General features: G+C 31.5%; 19 protein-coding genes. 4 read left to right on the top strand and 15 right to left on the bottom strand.

From position 1 onward, the window contains the following. Positions 1-5: 5 nt before the first annotated feature. From LNQ81_RS14630 to LNQ81_RS14580, 11 genes are all read right to left on the bottom strand, one after another. Complete coding sequence (locus LNQ81_RS14630; protein ID WP_229947976.1) at positions 6-1,325, bottom strand: ATP-binding protein; 1,320 nt, start codon at positions 1,323-1,325, stop codon at positions 6-8. Then, positions 1,325-3,928: a tellurite resistance TerB C-terminal domain-containing protein gene (locus LNQ81_RS14625; RefSeq protein WP_229947974.1), complete on the bottom strand. Its 2,604-nt coding sequence runs from the start codon at positions 3,926-3,928 to the stop codon at positions 1,325-1,327. Before LNQ81_RS14625 ends, LNQ81_RS14630 begins: the two co-directional genes overlap by 1 nt. A 201-nt stretch (positions 3,929-4,129) precedes the next feature. After that, positions 4,130-5,002 (bottom strand): conjugative transposon protein TraN, encoded by an 873-nt coding sequence (gene traN, locus LNQ81_RS14620; RefSeq protein WP_229947968.1) that lies wholly within the window; start codon positions 5,000-5,002, stop codon positions 4,130-4,132. 29 nt (positions 5,003-5,031) lie between these two features. Then, positions 5,032-6,315: a conjugative transposon protein TraM gene (gene traM, locus LNQ81_RS14615; protein ID WP_229947967.1), complete on the bottom strand. Its 1,284-nt coding sequence runs from the start codon at positions 6,313-6,315 to the stop codon at positions 5,032-5,034. Next, positions 6,293-6,577 (bottom strand): hypothetical protein, encoded by a 285-nt coding sequence (locus LNQ81_RS14610; RefSeq protein WP_229947965.1) that lies wholly within the window; start codon positions 6,575-6,577, stop codon positions 6,293-6,295. The genes traM and LNQ81_RS14610 overlap by 23 nt, the downstream gene beginning before the upstream one ends. 11 nt (positions 6,578-6,588) lie before the next feature. Continuing rightward, positions 6,589-7,212, bottom strand: coding sequence for a conjugative transposon protein TraK (traK, locus tag LNQ81_RS14605; protein WP_229947963.1), 624 nt, complete (start codon positions 7,210-7,212; stop codon positions 6,589-6,591). A gap of 7 nt (positions 7,213-7,219) precedes the next feature. Next, positions 7,220-8,215, bottom strand: coding sequence for a conjugative transposon protein TraJ (traJ, locus tag LNQ81_RS14600; RefSeq protein ID WP_229947961.1), 996 nt, complete (start codon positions 8,213-8,215; stop codon positions 7,220-7,222). 2 nt (positions 8,216-8,217) lie between these two features. Continuing rightward, a complete protein-coding gene (locus LNQ81_RS14595; protein WP_229947959.1) occupies positions 8,218-8,850 on the bottom strand; it encodes a DUF4141 domain-containing protein in 633 nt (210 codons plus the stop codon). Between the two features lie 71 nt (positions 8,851-8,921). After that, the gene (locus LNQ81_RS14590; RefSeq protein ID WP_229947957.1) at positions 8,922-11,417 is read right to left on the bottom strand and encodes a TraG family conjugative transposon ATPase; all 2,496 of its coding nucleotides are present in this window, start codon (positions 11,415-11,417) and stop codon (positions 8,922-8,924) included. Continuing rightward, positions 11,401-11,745: a DUF4133 domain-containing protein gene (locus tag LNQ81_RS14585; RefSeq protein ID WP_229947955.1), complete on the bottom strand. Its 345-nt coding sequence runs from the start codon at positions 11,743-11,745 to the stop codon at positions 11,401-11,403. The genes LNQ81_RS14590 and LNQ81_RS14585 overlap by 17 nt, the downstream gene beginning before the upstream one ends. A gap of 10 nt (positions 11,746-11,755) precedes the next feature. Then, the gene (locus tag LNQ81_RS14580) at positions 11,756-12,064 is read right to left on the bottom strand and encodes a DUF4134 domain-containing protein (RefSeq protein WP_058699398.1); all 309 of its coding nucleotides are present in this window, start codon (positions 12,062-12,064) and stop codon (positions 11,756-11,758) included. A gap of 288 nt (positions 12,065-12,352) precedes the next feature. On the opposite strand from LNQ81_RS14580, the gene LNQ81_RS14575 reads away from it, so the two are divergent. Further along, entirely contained in the window at positions 12,353-13,030 is a 678-nt protein-coding gene (locus LNQ81_RS14575; protein ID WP_229947953.1) for a DUF6904 family protein, read from the top strand. 84 nt (positions 13,031-13,114) lie between these two features. Here LNQ81_RS14575 and LNQ81_RS14570 read toward each other — a convergent pair whose 3' ends face one another. Genes LNQ81_RS14570 through LNQ81_RS14555 form a run of 4 tightly spaced genes read right to left on the bottom strand, consistent with a single transcriptional unit; the run spans position 13,115 to position 15,126 of the window. Further along, positions 13,115-13,624, bottom strand: a complete 510-nt coding sequence (locus LNQ81_RS14570; protein WP_229947952.1) for a hypothetical protein — start codon at positions 13,622-13,624, stop codon at positions 13,115-13,117. 3 nt (positions 13,625-13,627) lie between these two features. After that, positions 13,628-13,915, bottom strand: coding sequence for a DUF3408 domain-containing protein (locus LNQ81_RS14565; protein WP_058699395.1), 288 nt, complete (start codon positions 13,913-13,915; stop codon positions 13,628-13,630). Continuing rightward, entirely contained in the window at positions 13,915-14,346 is a 432-nt protein-coding gene (locus LNQ81_RS14560; protein WP_229947949.1) for a DUF3408 domain-containing protein, read from the bottom strand. Before LNQ81_RS14560 ends, LNQ81_RS14565 begins: the two co-directional genes overlap by 1 nt. Positions 14,347-14,358: 12 nt before the next feature. After that, positions 14,359-15,126, bottom strand: a complete 768-nt coding sequence (locus LNQ81_RS14555) for a ParA family protein (protein WP_229947948.1) — start codon at positions 15,124-15,126, stop codon at positions 14,359-14,361. An 878-nt stretch (positions 15,127-16,004) separates the two neighbouring features. Here LNQ81_RS14555 and LNQ81_RS14550 point away from each other — a divergent pair. The 3 genes from LNQ81_RS14550 to LNQ81_RS14540 are packed head-to-tail and all read left to right on the top strand — an operon-like array spanning position 16,005 to position 19,445. Further along, entirely contained in the window at positions 16,005-16,931 is a 927-nt protein-coding gene (locus LNQ81_RS14550) for a hypothetical protein (RefSeq protein WP_229947946.1), read from the top strand. Continuing rightward, on the top strand, positions 16,931-17,422 hold the full coding sequence (locus LNQ81_RS14545; RefSeq protein WP_229947944.1) for a hypothetical protein: 492 nt from the start codon (positions 16,931-16,933) through the stop codon (positions 17,420-17,422). Before LNQ81_RS14550 ends, LNQ81_RS14545 begins: the two co-directional genes overlap by 1 nt. Beyond that, positions 17,409-19,445, top strand: coding sequence for an AAA family ATPase (locus tag LNQ81_RS14540; protein ID WP_229947936.1), 2,037 nt, complete (start codon positions 17,409-17,411; stop codon positions 19,443-19,445). The genes LNQ81_RS14545 and LNQ81_RS14540 overlap by 14 nt, the downstream gene beginning before the upstream one ends. Positions 19,446-19,488 lie beyond the last annotated feature (43 nt).

The raw sequence follows: 19,488 nt of genomic DNA, 5'->3' as shown, positions 1-19,488 counted from the left end.
ATATTTTATAATTCTTCAATCGTATCTAAATACGATAAATCCATATCTTGGCGTTCATCTAAAACATTAACTTCTTTAAACAAAGAATCCTTGTTTAACGTTGGGTTCTGTCTTAATAGATTCAATATGTTTAAAAAATCACGTGTAACTTGTCTTGGAGTCAAGAATTCTTGTGCGCCTGGTTTATTATAAATCTCCTCCATAAATTTTTTAATATCTTGATCATCAACTTGAGATTCAATTTGATAATTCTGATTAAAAATGGTTTGAAGATTTTTCAATAGCACATAAATTTCATTGTGGTTAAGTGGTCTAAGTTTAATCACAGGTTGAGCAAAATCACGAATTTCTTGAGTTTCAAACCTATTGGTTTGAAGTCTAGTTTTTAAAGCATTATAACTAAAAAGACCTCTTCTTTCGTTTTCTAAAAAGTCTTTTGTCCCTGCTATATTAAAGAATAAGTTTTCTACCTTACCTTGTAAACAATCATTATAGATTGTTAGAATTTTTTCATAGTTCTTTTCTCTTGTACCAGAATTTTGAATTTTATAGAGATTAATTGCCTCATCTAAATTTATCATAAGTCCACTATACCCAATACTTGTAAATAACTTACAGAAGTTTTTAAGCATGTCATAGTAATTATGATCGTCAATAATTTCTCTAATACCCAATTCTGATCTTGACTCCGTTTTAGTCTTATACTCCCCTTTCAACCATTTCAGTGCATATTTTTTTAGGTTTTCATCATTCTGTATATATCCTTGATAATACTTCATAATTACAGATCCAAAATCAAATGCTCCTACATCAGACAACTCATTAATGGTAGTCATAATTTGTATTTCAACAAGTGGAAGATTTTGCTCTTGTGTAATCTCAGTAAGTGGAATTTGATTATCCTTAGAAACTTTCATTAAAACACTCTCAATCCACTTTTGCAATAAAATAGGCAGTGCTCCTCCTTCAGGTTTAGTTTGAATAGCTAGGTTATTCATAATAGCAGAATAAAGAAGTACTGCTTTACCATCGTTGCTGTATAATCGATTCTCAGGAGTAAAATCTGCATTAGCAATTACAAATTTCTGCTTTAACGCAACTGTATTTAATAAATGAAGCATAAAAGATTTTCCTGACCCAAAATCCCCTATCCAAAACTTCATGATACTATGGCCACTTTTAACATCTTCTAAAGCGCTAATAAAGGCATTTACTTCTTCATTTCTTCCTACTGCAATATGAGAAACTCCTATCTTAGGTACTACACCTCCAATAAGAGAATTAATAATAGCTGTTGCTTCTTTTGGCTTGATATTAGTTGTCATTATTTTAGTATATTTTGATAATATTGTTCTTCAATTGTATAAGTATCCTCTTGTTCTTCGATTAAATTGTCATCAATAAGTTCATAGGTCTTTTCATTAATATTGTTGATTAATGAATCTACAAATACCCCATTCTCACTTGCAAACTCTTCTACTAATTCTCGTGTAATTTCATTATTAAAATTCTGAATCATCTGTAAAAGTTCAATTTCATGTGTGTTATATCCTAACTCTTCATTAAACAAATTTTCTTGTTTTGGTTTTGTTGCCAATTGTTCTAATAACGAAGTATCTAATTCTGATTCTACATCCTCATCTTCTAAATATTCATTTAAAAGCTCAACAGTTTCATTTAGTTGCTTTTTTACATCACTTATCTTTTCAAAATCAAGCTTAATTTCTTTTCGCTTAACTTCATAAATGCCTTTAAGCTCCTTTAATGCACGCTCAAAATCCTTTGTTTTTAAAAAATTATCCAAAATAACATTGAACTGATCTAATTGCTGCTGATTCTTAAATAATACTTTAAGTGTGGTTTTATTCAGTGGTTTATTATTTATAGTTGCAGAATCTAAATCTGCTTGGATGTATTTTAAATAATATTCTAAAGCCAATAATTGATCCTGCTTTGCAATGTGCTTACTGGCATCAAAATAGATATTTTCTATGGAAGGGTTATACTTATTAAACTCAGCTAACTGATCAATCTCTTTTTTAAACTCTACTGCATTTTGAATATTTTTTACAATTTGCTCAAATGCAATTTTCCATCTTGTTGTGTTTTGTTTATTTAAAACAAGTTCTGATTCTAAATTTGCAGGTTCACATAACAAAATCTCCTTTTCCAATGCTTCTTCAAAAACTCTTTTCAAATCTTCAAATAGGTCAATTATTTCAGGTTTTGTGTGTAAAGCATCTACATTTAACTTGCGTTTGTGATTATAAAATTCACGGACTTTATTCTCTGTAAACTTAAAAAAGTATCTGTAAATTTCTTGTTTATAGGATTTTAAACTCGATCCTTCAGAATAATACTGAGCATAGTATGGATTTGAATCATGCTTTTTTAGTAGAGCTGCTATTTCATCAATTCTAACAGATAAAGTTGTATTATTCTTCTTACAGTACTTTTCTAAAGCATCTATTACTCTACAATATACCAGCCCCTGTTGATTAAAGCAAAATTCAGCTTGATTAAAAACTGTCTCATGATAGATACCAATTCTATTTAAATATCTAATCTGTTTTGGCGTTAAATCAAACTTTTCCTTAATATAATTCCCTACATAATAATCCTGCTCATTATAATTAATATAACTACCATGAGAATTATTTTGGATCAGGTCTCCATAATTATTTGATAACGTGTTTGAATTATATTTCTTTAATATACTCGCAGTATATTTACTTACTTTCGGATACAACTCATCAAGTACACGATAATACGATTCTAATTTCAAATAGTCTTTATTTTCTTGATGTTCCTGTTCTAAATCAAACATTAAAGTAAAAGCATAACCTAAATTATCTTGCTCTAATTTTATATATGATTTACTTTTAAAGTCCTGTTTAAACTTATTATAAAAGTTTTTTATTTGCCTTTCAGCATACTTAATGGCAGTAACTGAATAAATGTATCCACTATTCCAATATGGGACCTGAGTTATTTGTTCATTACTTTCTTTTTGAATAGATTCACTCTCTGTTAAAACTTCTGTAGCAATATTTATTGTATTAACTGCATTTCTTTTTTCTAATATCTGTTCACAATAAATTTTAGTTCTTGGATAATGTTTAACAAGAATATTATAATTATATTTTAACTTCTCATAATCATTAGTAATTAAAAACTCTCTTTCAAAATCAAATAAAAGCACGAAAGCATAATTTATTTCATCTTTTGTCAGTGGCAAAAACACATGAGTTAAAAAATTATTTTTAAATTGATTATAAAATTTTCTAACATCACTATTCGCTGTCTTAATATCATTATATGAATAAACAGAATTAAGTCCCCAATAGGGAACCTCAATTTTTTGTTGATCCATAATTTGCTCTCTTCTTTCTGCCTTTTCCTTTATTAATTGTAGTACTTGAATTACCCCTAAATTGCGTTGAATATTACCTGTTTTTCGCTCTATTGTTTTTATTTCTTCTTTTATCAGAGGTATTTGAGTTGTACTTAAGTTATCTTGAGTATTGAATATATTTTGTTCTTTTTTTTCTATCTCCTCTTTTATAGATGATATTTGATTTACAATCGATTTATGCTGAGTATTAACTATCTTTTGCTCTGTTGGTTTTACTTGTTCTTTTCTTGGAAGTAATTGATCTCTGTTAGGCTTATACTGCATATTAATTACATCTTGTTTTGATTCAATAGATGATTTTGTATTATAACTACTATTATACTTCTGATTAAATTTCTCTGACGACATTAAAATATATCTAATAGCTTCAATAACTCCTAATACAGCAGGTATGTATGTCCAACAAAATAAGAGATAAAAAACTCCTTGGACAGGTCGATTTAAGTAAAACTTATGAATTCCTAAAGATCCTAAGAAAAAAGCTAATAAAGCAGCAACTGACTTATCTTTCATTTATGACAATCTAAATTTTGTAGATGTTAGGGTTAATAATTTGTCTTAAATATATAAAAGATACCAATACTATTAATGATTATTATCCGAACTCAGTATTTTTATTAGTCTAGTAAGCTTTAGGTCCATTTATTCGCTTTATCATATTAATTCACTATCTATATTAAACAAGAAAGCCCTTTAAAGGGCTTTCTTGTTTAATTATAATTTTAATGACTCGACATTTTTCAATTTTAAAAGATCCGAGCTTCTAATTTTCAAAACCTGACTTCTCATCCCATTCTTCTCCTTAATATCAATCAAAAGCACCTGTTTGTCAGATAAAGTAAATTGATCTAACATATAAACATTATCTTGTTTACTATGACTATTAATCGTTTGAAAATCACTATAACTTCTAATCGGTTTCAAACTCACTTCTTGAATTGTAGTTTGTTTAGTAGTTCTTCTGTCTTTGATTTTAAAACTGACATAATCAACCTGGTATGGTAAATTACTTTTGTTATTAATAGAGATATGAAAGTAAAGTTTACCATCTTGGGTGTAAATACTTTTTAACCTTGCTTCTACTCCATAGTTTTCGCTTTTGATGTATAGCTCTTTCTTATTCTTCTTGATAATAGCTTTCATAAAAAGATCAGCTAAACTTGGATTGGTATTGCCTAACTCTTTAAATAGGACTTCGCTTTGCTCTTTACTGTTCTGCTTTTCAAACTTGGTTAAGTCATAACTCAGTTGTGTTGGCTGTTCCTTATAAGTAGCATTGAAACTATAATACTTACCATCATTTGTAATAACTGTAAAGTTTGTAGGTAAAATATCTTCTTTTACGGTTTTTAATCGAAGTACATTTGATGTAGCCTCTACTTTATTGGCGATAATTTCACTACTTCCGAGGTCCACGTATTTAACACTACTTGGAAACAGAATATGCGTTGTTTTGTTTTGGGTGAGCTCTACTTCATAAGGAGTTACCTCAGCATTTGATAGGTTTATAGATTGATTACTTTTTTGAGCTATTACTGTGTTTACTGCTAGTAAGCATAGTAGCATATATTTAATAATTGTTTTCATAATGATCTGTTTTACTTAATTATTGATTGTTATTCTTTAGGTACAAGAAACAGTTCTTGTCCTTGTTTTAAGGTTACTCTTTGAGCTTTTACCTTCTTTGAAAAGTAACCTGATACGCCTTGAATGAGTCCTTTGGTTAGATCTCCTGCTATTTGGTCTGAAGCAGATCTACTCATCGAAATACTTGTACCTGCTGTCTGCCCCATATTGGCAATGATTTCTTTTGAGGCGCTTATCTCTTGAAGGTCTAATACCTCAAGTCCTTTTTGTCCGTAGTTATCATAACCAATAAGCTCTGTATCAATGATGATATCGTCGATTTTAATAGAGTTTACACTTAGCTCTAATCGTCCACTGTTTACTTTGACTTTAGCAATCAGCGTACTTGTTTCAGATAATAGAGCTCCGTTTATAACAATGCTCTCTAAGAGTCTTAGTTTGATGTAACCTTCGTTTATAATAACCTGATCTTCTTTGATACTGACTCTTATACTGTTTTTATGAGTTTGTGTTTTACGTTCTCCTTCAGCAGTATAAAAAGTTTGATTCGATTGAAGATTAATAGGCAAAATATCTTGTAAACTTGCTGGTTTTACAAGTGAAGAGACAATCTCTTTACTGGTTTTATCAACCACTGTTATAGCCTGTTTTTTACTTGAAATTGTTTTGATATTCGTATTCCCATTTGAAGGAGGTAATTCAGTTTGGTTTTGACCACCTGGTAAATACTTTGCTGCCATCTGAAAAGATTTTTCCATAAGCTCTAATTGACTATCAATTGTAATAGGTGTAGGAGTGTCTTTTTCTTCTAATCTTGCTTCTAACTCTTCTATTTGCTTTTTAAGCTTATCGGTTTCAGGGTTTGTTGTATTATCATAAAAACTATTCAGTACATCTTGGCTTTGCTTATAGTTCTGATAAGACATCTCGTAAGGCATATAAGTAGGCTCTACATTATAATCTTGGTGATTATAACTGCTATTAGGATCTTCTTTCGATTCATTCCAATAATCCGATAAAGAGTGTATTTGGTTTTCGTTTTCTTGTTGCTTCTGCTCCCATAGCTCTTTTTCATAGGCCTTGACCTTGTCTGTGGGCATCCCTTGTGTTATCGCCTCTGGAACTGAATCATTGTGTGTGATAAGCTCCTTCTCTTCTGGTTTAAACAAAAGATACATAGCCCCTAAAAACACAATGCCCATTAAAGCAAATACAATATGTTTTTTGTGTTTTTCAACGATACCTTGGAATACCTTATTTTCTTTGGGTACTTTCTCTATTTTGTGGGATTTATCTGATTGATTGTGATTCATAACTCTTGATTTTAAAAGGTGATTGTAATTCTATCTTTTGCTTTTCAAGCAAATACTTAACAGGTCTGATATTGTTTTGTTTCTCTTGACTATCTGATGTTAGTTTAGAACTAAAGCTTGTCTTTACAATAAAAAAGCAAACAAGGCTATAGAATGTAAATACAGCAAGTAATAAAACTCGTTGCCTTTTTATTGAGAGGCTATTCCAATAGGTCTGTAGCCTACTGGAATAACTATGTCTTAAAAGTTGTAATTTATTCATGGATTAGTTTTTTAGCGTTTAACAACTTCTAAATCTTTGTTCTCTACGACGGTAAACTTTTCAATAATAAATCCCTGAGGATTGTTATCAGACCGAACCGCAGATATGAGTTGACTACTTGTTACAAGATTTCTTTTAGTGAGATTACTTGAACGTATGATATATTGGGTAGCATAGGTCATCGCTTTATAGGGATAATTATTAAAGTCTATTTTAATGCTATCTACCTCAACTCGCTGCTGAATATTTCCTGAGATAACCCTACTGTAATATCCCTTTTCAAGTAAGTCTTTGTAGTAGTCAAAAGCACTTTTATCCGAGAGGTTAAATGCTCTTTGCATATTACCTTCTATAGCTGCCTTTTCAGGTGAGAGGGTAAAAAATAGCTCATGAAAGCGCCTTACGTGTTCTCTTGCCTCTACTGGCCTATTTATACTTGCGTCTTGAGAGAGAGCTAGCATAAGAGATTTACCTTTGTCCAGCACATAAATCTTCTCTCGTTGCTCTTTAGCAAAATCATAACTTTTGTAGATAGAAAACCCAACTACTAAAAGACAAACTGTAGCAAATACAATAGCATAAAGTCTTATCTGCTTAAAGCTATTCTCTATATTTCGAAGTGATTTAAATTTCATAATACTTTTATTTTTTAATTAGTTGTCCTGAAATATTTCCGACAGCGGCGCCTGCACCTGCTGTGGCTATATTTCCAGTTGTAGAAACTGTTTTGTTCATATTGCGCATAAAGTTTCCTGCTCCTCCTGCTTGAATCACCCATCCTGTTACTGTAGGAATTGTAAAATATCCCACAATACCAATGATCATAAAAATCGCATAAGCAGTATTAGAGGTATCAGGGACAAAACTTGGATCAGCAAGCATCTGTATATCTCTTTCAATAATTAAAGATTGAATCTTAGCAAGCATACTACTAAACAAATCGGCTACTGGAAGCCAGAGATACACACTGATGTACCGTGTGAGCCATTGCAAGAGTGTAGATTCAAAACCACTCCATATCGAGATAGCAAAGGCAATTGGACCAAGTATGGAAAGTACAACCAAAAAGAAAGTCCGAATGGTATCAATAACAAGAGCTGATGCTTGAAAGAGCATTTCTAATATCTCTCTAAAACCATCTCTTAGGTTTTTTTGAAAATCATATTGCCATTTCTCTAAATACATTCCTGTCATAGCAGCTAAATCAGATGGAGACCACCCAAGCTCATCAAGCTTTTTATCAAATTCTTCATCAGAAACTAAATAGGCTGTCTCAGGATTTCGTAGCATTGCTTCTCTTTCTAAAATATCTTTTTTCTGCTGTAAAGAAGTCATATCAATCACTTGGCGTTCTAAAATCTGATGAGTACCTTTAACCACAGGGCTTAAAACGGTATTTAATGTTCCAAGAACAAGGGTTGGAAAAAACATGATACAAATACCCAAAGCAAATGGTCTTAGCATGGGATAGACGTCAATAGGTTCTGCTCTTGCTAAAGCTTGCCATACTTTAATACCGATGTAAAAAAGAGCTCCAAGACCTGCTAAGCTTTTAGCCACCCCAGCAATCTGGGCTGATAGTGGCATCATATCGTAATAGAGATTCTGAAGTACCTCATGTAAATTACTATCTCCCATAACTACCAATATTTCTGATTAGAAGTTCCATACAGATCAAGTACCCTTTGGGTATTGTTTTTTTTCTTTGACCTTAAGATGCTGATACCTATATTTTTTCTAGTATAATAACTAACAAGGTTGTGATAGTCTTTTACTTCTTTATAGACCCTGTCTATAATATCCATACGCTCTTTATCATTTAAAGAAAGGCTCGAAGAACTTATAATCTGCTTAAGCTCCTTGACAAGTTCTGTGCTTTCTTGAAGAAGTACGGAATATCCATTTGCAATAGCTACAAGCTCTTGAGCAGAGAAATTTGGATCATTAAGCATCTTACCAAAATTTTTGACATATAGCTCTGAAACGTCTCCAACAAGTAATACTGTCTGTTGAACCTTTCTTGCATCTTTGACAAGATTGTTTACTGCTTGGAGCTTGTCATAATACTCCTTGCCTTGTTTATAAACCTTCTCTACTTCTTTAAAATTTTTAATGACATTGCTAACTGTGGAAGAAGTTTGAATAATTTCATTGGCACTGTTTAATATGCCTGATGCCAAATTAGTGGGATCCGTTACTACCCACTGGGCATTCATCTGTATTGGTAAAATAAGTAGCATAGCTATCATTACTACCTGTAATAGTTTTTTCATTATTGTATGTTTTTAATTGATTATTTACTCTATTGCCCCTTTAAAGAAGTTGAGATAGAGTATTGTTGGTTTTATTCTTGTTGTTTCTCTTGGACAAGTCGCTTTATAGCCATCTCTACATTGCCATCGAGTTCTTTAGCCAAGTTCATGACCTGTAGTTTTTCTGTCTCTTCTGTGGTATAGGCGAGATACTCCGAATAGCTTACTTCTGTTGCATACACGCCTGAATGAGTACCTCCAAGACCAATCCATACTTCTTTGTAAAGGCGGTGAGGATTGTTGTTTAAGTTGATAGACAGTATCTGGGCTTTTTCTTTGTCAGTGAGTCCAAGCATAGCCTGTATATCATCAAACTTGTTCATGTACTTGCGCTGATCAAGAAGGATCTTACAATCTGAATTATTGATGATACTCTCCTTTACAATCGGAGATTGAATAATATCATCTACCTCTTGAGTAACCACAATTGCCTCACCAAAGAACTTTCTAACGGTTTTAAAAAGGTAGCGTAAATAATCTGCCATCCCCTCTTTGGCTATGGCCTTCCAAGCTTCTTCTATTAAGATTAGTTTACGTTGTCCTTTAAGACGTCGCATCTTATTTATAAACACTTCCATGATGATAATTGTCACAATGGGAAACAGAATTTTGTGATCCTTGATGCTATCAATTTCAAAGACGATAAAGCGTTTGTTAAGTAAATCAAGCTCGCTTTCGGAGTTTAATAAATAGTCGTATTCACCTCCTTTATAGTAGGGTTCAAGCACATTTAAAAAGTTCGCCAGATCAAAGTCTTTTTCTCTAACTTGTTTGTTTTCTAACTCAGCTTTGTAATCAGTTTTGATATACTCATAGAAAGTATTGAAGCTTGGTTTTATATTGCTATTTTGAAGTTTTTGAATGTATCCACTTACTGCGTTTGAAAGCGCTACTTCCTCAGCTCGTGAGGGCGGCTGGTCATCACGCTTCCAAAGCGTTAAGATAAGAGTCTTAATACTCTCTCTTTTTTCAATATCAAATACCCCATCGTCAGTGTAAAAAGGATTAAAAGCAATTGGGTTCTCCTCCGTGTAGGTAAAGTACACTCCATCCTCCCCTTTTGTTTTTCCATTAATTAGTTCACATAAGCCTTGGTAAGAGTTCCCTGTATCAACAAGCAAGACATGCGCATTCTGCTCATAGTATTGCCGTACCATATGATTGGTAAAAAAGCTCTTACCACTTCCCGAAGGTCCCAAGATAAACTTGTTGCGGTTGGTGATAATTCCCTTTTTCATGGGGAGATCTGAAATATCTAAGTGAATTGGTTTTCCAGTTAAGCGATCCGCCATTTTAATACCAAAGGGAGATAGCGAGTTTTGATAGTTGGTCTCCCCCGTAAAAAAACACAGTGCAGGTTCAATGAAAGTATAAAAGCTCTCTTCACTTGGAAAATCCCCGCTATTCCCTGGCATACCTGCCCAGTAAAGTGTGGGAGCATCCACTGTATTGTGTCTTGGCACACACTCCATGGAAGCAATTGCACTTCCTGTATCATTTTTAAGCTGTTTAAGCTCATTTGGATTATCTGACCACGCCATTACATTAAAGTGAGCTTTAATGGATGTTAATCCTTTACTATGAGCTTCATTTAAGTATTCTTCTATCCACTGCTTGTTTATTTGATTAGCTCTACTGTATCTGGCAAGGGAATGCATATTTTTAGCAGACTTTTCAAACTGCTTTAAATTGTAATCACTGTCCTCTATAAACAAATACTGATTGTAGATGTGATTACAATTTAAAAGAAGTCCAACAGGAGAAGCAAACGATAAAGCCATACTGCTTTTATCCGTTGATAGTTTTTCATAACGAGATAAATATGATACCTCACTTGGCAAATCATCCGTACTTGATAAAGTATGCATAGAGATTCTGTTATCTCCTACTCTAACCTCCTCTGCGCTGATGGCTATATCCTGAAGGCTTCCTCTTTTAGTAGAGCTTAAAGTCAGGTACTGTTCCAAGAGTCCGCTTTTATCCTCTGAGCCAATAATATCCTCTTCCGTTAATTTAGTTAGGTGAATCAGTCCACTGTCATTGACTATTTTCTCCAATTGAGTAGTTGCTTCTAAAAAGCTTTGAATCGTGTCTTTATTTCTAATCTCTTTTGGGATAAGCTCGCCTCTTGTAAGAGAAGAAAAGTTACTCTGACTTTTAATTCGCTCCTTGGTAGTCTTTGTGATAAAGAGATAACAGCTGTGATTCAGATAGGGACGCTCGTTAAAATGCCTTTCAAAGCTTCTACTTAAATAGCTCTGCTGTTCATCTTTAAAATCAGCTTCATAACTCTCTTTTACAAACCAATCCTGTTTGTGTATCACAGTAAATTCAGGCAATGTTTTAATCGCCTTATACCATACACTGTGAATCGTTTCATATTCTTTATCTGAGATGGTAAATATCTCAGGTAAGATGACCTTATAACAAACCGTTATATCTCCTTGCTTAGAAACAATACAATTGTTTTCAACCGATAGAATCGGAAACATCCGTTCTAAAGTATTTGTCTTAGCTGTATTTCTCATTGCTTCTTAATTTTAAGTTTCTACTTACATACCCTTTGACATCCTTTCTTGAGATGATATACTTTGGAAAGTATTTTCTTGCCTGAAGCTTCATAAGTCCATACTGACCGTATTTCTTGTTTAGTGCAAATACTTTGTAAACAAGATAGCCTGATGTACTAAAACCAAGGACTAGACAAACTAAGTTGTTTACCCCAGCCATATACAAAACCATAACAAGAATAAGATTCCCTAATAGTCCGCCTGCAAAATAAAACAGGTACTGAGCCTTGAGCCCTTTAAACTCGACACTGGTTCCAATGCCTTTATTGATATTATACTTTTTCATAAGCGTAGTTTTAAAGGAAAAACGAGCGAAGGATTGTAGCGGCTACAATTAAGAAGATACAAGCTCCAAACCAGCTTGCAGCTGTCTTGCTTGTATCGGGATCACCACTTGAGAATTTGTTATATACCTTCACTCCTCCAATAAGACCAACTACCGCTCCAATAGCGTAGATTAGTTTAGTGGCTGGATCAAAATAAGAAGTGACCATTTGGGTAGCTTCTGTAATTCCTGCCGCTCCATTTCCTTGAGCCAATAGTGGTAAACTACTTAATACGATAAGTAGTAAAAAAAGCCTTTGTTTGATTGTTTTTGTTTTCATAAGAATGACATTTAATTAGTTATAATCATGCCCTTTGCATGATACTTTGGTAAATGTCTTTGGAAAACTGTTTGAAGGTTTGATTGTGGAAGTTTGGGGTTATGTTTGGCTTTTAGGTAGTCCTATAATTACAGGTCAATCTTTTTTTGTAGGTTTGTTTTTCACTTACTTTGTTTTAATTACAAAAAGAATCATTCCGTTTTTTAGCAACAGGTATAAGGATTGATGTAGTCATTGTAAGAGAACAAGCAACAAGTGGAGTATTTATTTTTAAACTAACTGTGTAATATGTTTTATCTATTATCAACTAAAAACGGTATTGGTTTTGAATTATGGGGATCTTATGAAGATTTATCTTCTTTATATAATTCCTTTGATGGATTGTGGAATAATGAAGATTTCTTAGATCGGCCTGGTTTTAAATCACGGGAAACAATAATAGCCAGTATGTTATATGATATACGAAAAACTTTTCAAGGCAATAGATTAGAGCGTACAGGCACTCATTTCCATTTTAATGATACACCTTATTTTGGATGTCGAATATCTTGGATACACGGACTTTTCTTTCTGCATGCTGTTCGATACAACGCACGTTATTTTAACATCAATAAACTTCAATTATCAAATCTATTGCAATTAGAATATTGGTTAGAAAAAGCGATGTATAGTTATGATCCTAATGGAGCAGTTAACTTGTCTCATTACATAACAGGTAGTATTGACGCTTCTAATGATTGCTTGTATATCTACATGAGAAGAATTAACCTTGATTATTTCTTATTAAATGGAGGTAAAAAAGCCTTTAGACAATTACCTGAACTATTAAAGAAAGCTTGTTTTGGAACATCTGAATATTTAGCATACAAAACTGAATTAGAAAAAGACGCGAAAAAATTAAATACCATAGCTCCTAACCTGGAATTGGATGATGATACATTTGATTATGATAGTGTGAAATGGTAGAGGAATAAATGTCTTTTAAGTCTACATAAGAATTTGTAATAAACAAAGACAGTGTTTAATTTTTAAAACTAAACACTGTCTTTGTTATATAAAATCATTGATATTAAAATCCTCACTACCTATTACTTCTTCTTCTTTTTTTGGTGATTTTTCCTTTAAGGATTGATCTAATAACTTTGCTATGGTTTGAGCAGAATCAGGTATCGCCTGTTGAAGTAATTCCAATAACTCTGAGCCTTCTATTTTTTTAGCTGTTTTTACTGTAGTCTCATTGATTAACTCTTGTTCAATAGACCTAACAAAACTATTAAGTTCATCTGTACTAACCCTTTGAGTAAATTCATGATCTACAGGTTGTAAACTCTCACTTAGTTCTTTTTCTTCCTCTTCTAAGTCAAGCTCCTCTTCTGTTTGACTCATTAGCGATTGCTTTAGGATGACTGGTTTACTTTCTCCTATAATGCTGATGGGTACATCTTGTTTAAAAGGTGGCTCTTCTGTTTTAGATTGGTTCTCTTGTTTGTTGGTTTTATTTTTATCTAATAACAGAAGAGCAATTACAAGAACCAGACTGATTATTATAACTATTTTCATGGGTTAAAAAATAGGTTTATACTTTTGGTTAAACTTTTCTACAATCGTCTGTGAAAACTCCTCAAAGTGATTATCAAGCAGATTATCTAAGTATGCATAGATAGAAACTTTGTCCTCTCCTATGACTTGAACAATACGAGTGAGTTTTTCATGAAACTCTGGTCGGATGTAGACCGTTTTTCCATCTCTGGCTCTGGTTGATGTTTCTTTTAAAAAAGTATCAACATAATTTTCTTTGCTCTTAGTTGTTTGTACTTGAGCTGCTTTCCTAAAGTGTTTAAATTTTCTCATTATAAAATAGGTTTGAATTTGTCATTAAAATATTGAGTAATCTCTTGGCTATAATCTTGTAGATGTTGCTTTAAAATATTGTCTAAATAAGAGTAAAGTGTTGTTTTTTCTTCTTTAGCTAATTGCGTAATGCGAAGTAGCACTTCGTGGTACTCTGGCCTTATATAAACCACCTTCCCAGCTCTTGTTGAGGGAAAGTCATTAATCAAAAAAAGCTCTTGGTATTTAGTAATTGCTGTTTCTTTCTTTGTTTTTTTCTCTTTTGTCTTTGCTATTTGTTTTTGGGTTACTGGTTCTTCTTTTTCCTCTACGATAGGTTTAACTTGTTTTGCAGACTTAACCTCTATATCACCACTCATAATATTCATTAGGTAATCTTCATCAAGTAACTCTTTCTGAGATTCTTGTTTGGAAATGTTTTGCTCTTTCATTGTATATTAGGATTAAAGATTAGTAATACGTAAAAACTCATCTGCAAACTCTGATAAATTAGTAGCCTTCATAAGACTGGTATCCGCAGGTAATAGACTTGATCGAAATACATACTTGCCTGTAGCTTCTGTTTCTTTTCTAAAGCGTTTGCTATCTTTTATCCTCGCCTTCATAATAGGAAGGTCTAATTGTTTTACAACTGCTTCATAGCTATTATATAATTCAGTCTTCTCCCTTGCATCCACTTGATTCCAAAAAAGCCAGAGTTGTTGTTTAAAAGAGTTCTCTTTACTTTTGGGTAATTCTGCAAAAGCTTTGGTAAAACCTAAAGTGCTCTCTACAACTAATCGATCTGCGATAATTGGACTAAAGATGTAATCCATCTGATTTAAAGTAGATAGTACTCCTTTGGTGTTAGCTGTTCCTGGCAAATCAAAAAATACTACGTCAAAAGTTTGATCTAATTCTTTCATAGTTGCATCAGCAACTTCTAAGGCATCTTCGACCTTGCACTTAATAATCGAGTATGCTTTTCTTTTCAATGTCTGAAACTGTTTAATAGCTGTTTGTTTGTAATATTCGTTTTGCATGATACTATCCTTGTCACGCTCTCTCATATTAACTAAACTGTTCTGAGGAAAATCACAATCCATAACAAGAACATTATAGCCCAATCTATAATGCAAGAGACTTGCTAAGAGAATGGTTAAGGTTGATTTACCTACTCCGCCTTTTTGTGTATAAAAGCTAATTTTTAAAGGTTGTTTTACTGTTTCCATATTGTACATTTTTAATGGTTTACATTTTACGTTATGGATAGTTGTAAGTTTTAGATCGTTTAAAACATAGCGTTTTGTTTTAACTAAGTAATACTTGATTTACTGCTTCGTTACAGTAGTATTTTAAACCTTGTTTTAAACAAGTACTATTTATCAATTAACTAAGGCTTATTCAAAATGATACTTCTTACTTTACAAAAACAATGTTTACTTTAAACTTTAGCTTCTTCGTTTTTTCACAACCTTGTAAACAGGTTCTTTTAAAAAGCATAAACTGTAAAAACTGTTTTAGCGTTATCAAACTTTACGCTTTTAATTTTTTACTGAAAAATCATTTTAAAAAAGCTTTAAAGCGCTATTTAAAAGACAATTACAAAACTTACTTTACTATCTTACAGCAAAGAAAGTATATATACAGTTTGAAAACTTTAAATGGAATTTTAAGGTTACACTTGGCACTTTAGTGTCTAATAGTGAGTGATTTACTAATATGAAATCACTATATATTTTACTTTGTAAAATTGATAGATTTAGTTACCGAAAAGTAACAGCAAGTTATGTTTTGAGGCACTCGAAATTACATTCGTGCCATCAAAACGACTTGCTCTTGCAGAGGGCTGAAAAACTACTCCGGAGTCGTTAGTTTTATATTGAAATAGTAGATAGACTCAAAATATTAAGATGTTTACGGATTTCCGTAATTGAATTAACAAAAATTTTTATATGTTTGATTTTGTTTAATAAAATTAGGTATATAAATATACAATTGACTACTTATAAAATTAAACTATATTAATATGGGCTTTACAAAAGCATCAACTCACATTCAATTATAACAAACAATATTGTAATTATGAAATTAAATTCATTAATATAAAATGTACAAGACTGAACACGGAAATTTTGATGGAAATTCTTGGGAAGAGTTTTGCCAAGTATGTTTTAAAATAAAATATGAAGCTGATGGATATCAAGAAATGCCTGCTTGGCAAGGAGATTTAGGTATTGAAGGATTTACTAGAAAAGGTGTTTTATTTCAATGTTATTGCCCAAACGAAGAGTATAATCCTGATAAGTTGTATGAAGAACAAAGAGATAAGATAACAAATGACTTAAAAAAAATAATTTTATATGAAAAAGAATTAAAAAGCTATTTAAAATCTGTCAAAGTAAAACAATGGATTTTTGTAACTCCAGGATATAAGAAAAAAGATATAGTAAAGCATTGTCAAGATAAAGCTGAAGAATACCGCAATAAGAAACTTTCTATACTTGATTGCAATTTTGATGTTCTAATTTACGATATTGATTTTTTTGCAACAGAAATTCCAATAGTACTTAATTATAGAAACAGAAAAATTGAAATTAATCCCACAACAGAAAATACTGATGTTGAAATAGCTGATTGGAAAACTCAACAAATTTCTCTTGTTGATAATGCAATTAGAAAACATGGCCAAAGAATTAATGACGCTGTTCCAAATAGAGACAACAAAATTAATATGTTAACTCAAAATTCTATTGAACATTTTCTAAATGGTAATATTGCAGTTAAAATTATGCAAGAGAAATTTCCCTTAGATTATGAAAAATTTGTTAGAGTTATTAGTTTCTTTGAAAAAAAATTAACTGAAATATGTATTGTAAATACTGAAGATAATAATACACTATACAAAAAAATTGAGAACGATTTAGAATTAAAACTAAAAGAAGCATTTAGTTATATAGACCAGACTACTATAGATAGATTAAAGGAACAAGTCTTAGCAGACTGGATTTTAAGATGCCCTATAAACTTTGATTAATGGAAGAAAAAGAATTAAACATACGAAAGTTATCATTTACAAAGCGCCCCATCCCTATTCCGGCGGATTACAGACCTATGTATAAAATAGCTGTAATTGTTTTAACTCTTCGCATTTGTTGTAGAGCAGAAACCTCAAATCTTTTAAAATTACATCTTTTCTCTTGGGCTCTATCTTCTGACAAGAATATTACCAAACTAAAAGAGTATGTAATAAATAATTTTAAGACTGACTTTTCTGTTTGGAGTATAGATCCTGCATTAAATAGAGCTTTACAATATGCTATTGCAGAAAACATATGTGAAATTGTTGGTGGAAAAAATTATAAATTAACTGAAAAAGGACATAAATTTTATCAAATGATACACTCTGATAATGAACTTTTTGATAAAGAGAAAATATTCCTGAACTTTATTGGTAAAAGTAAAATAACAGATAGTCGAATTAATGCAATGTCAAACCAATGGAAAATAGATTATGTTGAAGATTAGAGCTATTAAAATTGAAATAAATACTGTTGACGGTTTATATGGTGCAGAATTTAATTTTTCTGATGGATTAAATATTATACGAGGAGACAACACATCTGGAAAGAGTAGCTTGTTTCAGTCGATAATATATGGTTTAGGATTTGAAGAACTTCTTGGAGGTAAAAATGAAAAGACAATGCAATCAGTTCTTAAAGATCAGGTAGAGTTTCCAAGAGGAACTAAGCATCGTATTAATCAATCTTTTATCTATCTTGAAATTGAAAATAAAGAAATAATTACAATTAAACGATGTGTTGCTAGTTCATCAAGAAAAGCACAATTAGTTGATGTTTTTTTTGGCGGATTAATTACTGGTGTAAATAAAACTTTAGAATCACATCAAATGTACGTACATGATGCAGGTTCTGCATCGGATGAGCTTTACGGATTTCACTTATACTTGACAGAATTTCTTGAAATAAGCCTACCAGAAGTTGTAACATCTAATGGAGAGTTAAAAAAATTATATATTCAACAACTTGCACCTGCATTTATCATTGAACAAAAAACTGGCTGGAGCGATTTCTTTGCAACAATGCCTTATTTTGGCATGAGAAATACAGAACAAAGAGTTATTGAGTTTTTACTTAACCTTGATGTATTTGAAAACGAAAAGAAAAAACAACAACTTAATGTTATAAAGCAAAACATTAATAATCGATGGTTGAATTTATATTCAAAATTTCAAAACTTAGCTGAAAGAAGTGGTGGTAAAATTATAGGAATAGACAATAAACCTGAAATAAAAAACAACTTTAATCATATTCATATTTCAGTAATAAAAGATGATAAATCAATAAGTTTGGTTGAACAAAATGAAATTCAAAAAAGTGAATTATCAGCAATTGAAAACGAACAAAACACAACAGTTGGTGCGAATATAAATAAAAATGAAACACGACTTAGTGAATTGAATAATAAACTAAATCAAATTTCTTTAAATTTTGATTTATTGTCACCTGAATTAAATTTTGATAAAGAAAAACTTAAGCAATACGAGAAACAAATAATCACTATTCGAGAAGATTTAAGAAAAAATAAAGGTGCTCTAAAAATTAATAAATTAGGAGGTGAATTACCTACTGAAATTGCTAAAAATGTGTGTCCTACTTGTGAACAAGATTTAAAAGACTCCCTTTTACCAACAGACATCCAACACATTCCTATGAGAATTGAGGATAATATTTCTTATCTAGACGCTCAAGAAAGAATGATACAAGTTTATATTGATGGTCAAAAGAATACTATTCAAGAAAAAGAATCAAAATTAAAGTTCTATCAAAATTCTATTATTGAAGTTCGCCAAGAAATTAGAGATCTAAAAAAGGAACTTATTCAAGATGAAAGATTACCATCTATCATTGAAATAGAAAGAAGAATTGAGTTAAAAAAAAGAGTAGAGTTTTTTAACAAAATAATTGAAAATTTTAATTTATTAATCGAAGAATTAAAAAACTTATCTTCTGAATATTCAAAACTATTAAGTGATGAAAGTAAGTTACCAAAAGATTTCTTTTCAGATTTAGACAGACGAAAACTTGGTACTTTAAAAACAAATTTCATAAACTATTTACAAATTTTCTCATATCAGAGCAAGCCATTTGAGGCCATTAAAATATCTCCTGAAACTTACTTACCACTAGCTCAAAAAAGTGATGCGGAACAATTCTATAATATAAAGTTTGATTCATCTGCGAGTGACTTTATAAGATGTATTTGGGCTTACACAACTGCTTTGCTTAAAACTTCCATAAGTTTTAAAACTAATCATCCAAGACTTGTGATATTTGATGAACCGAAACAGCAAGATATGTCAAAAGAAAGTTTTAGAAGTTTGTTAACTGAACTTTCGAAATTTACTAATGAACAAATTTTAGTATTTGCATCTTTCGAAAACTCAGATGTATCATTTAATGAAGCAACAGAAGGATTAACTTTCAAATACAACAAAATTGAACAATTAATGATAACTCCAACTAAATAAAAAGGTACAATATTAACTTACGAAATTCAATTCTACCAGTTTA

The sequence above is a fragment of the Myroides oncorhynchi genome (genome assembly GCF_020905415.1).
GTDB lineage: Bacteria > Bacteroidota > Bacteroidia > Flavobacteriales > Flavobacteriaceae > Flavobacterium > Flavobacterium oncorhynchi_A.
Note: the sequence above shows the minus strand (reverse complement) of the source record. Positions and strands in the feature narration are given on the sequence as shown.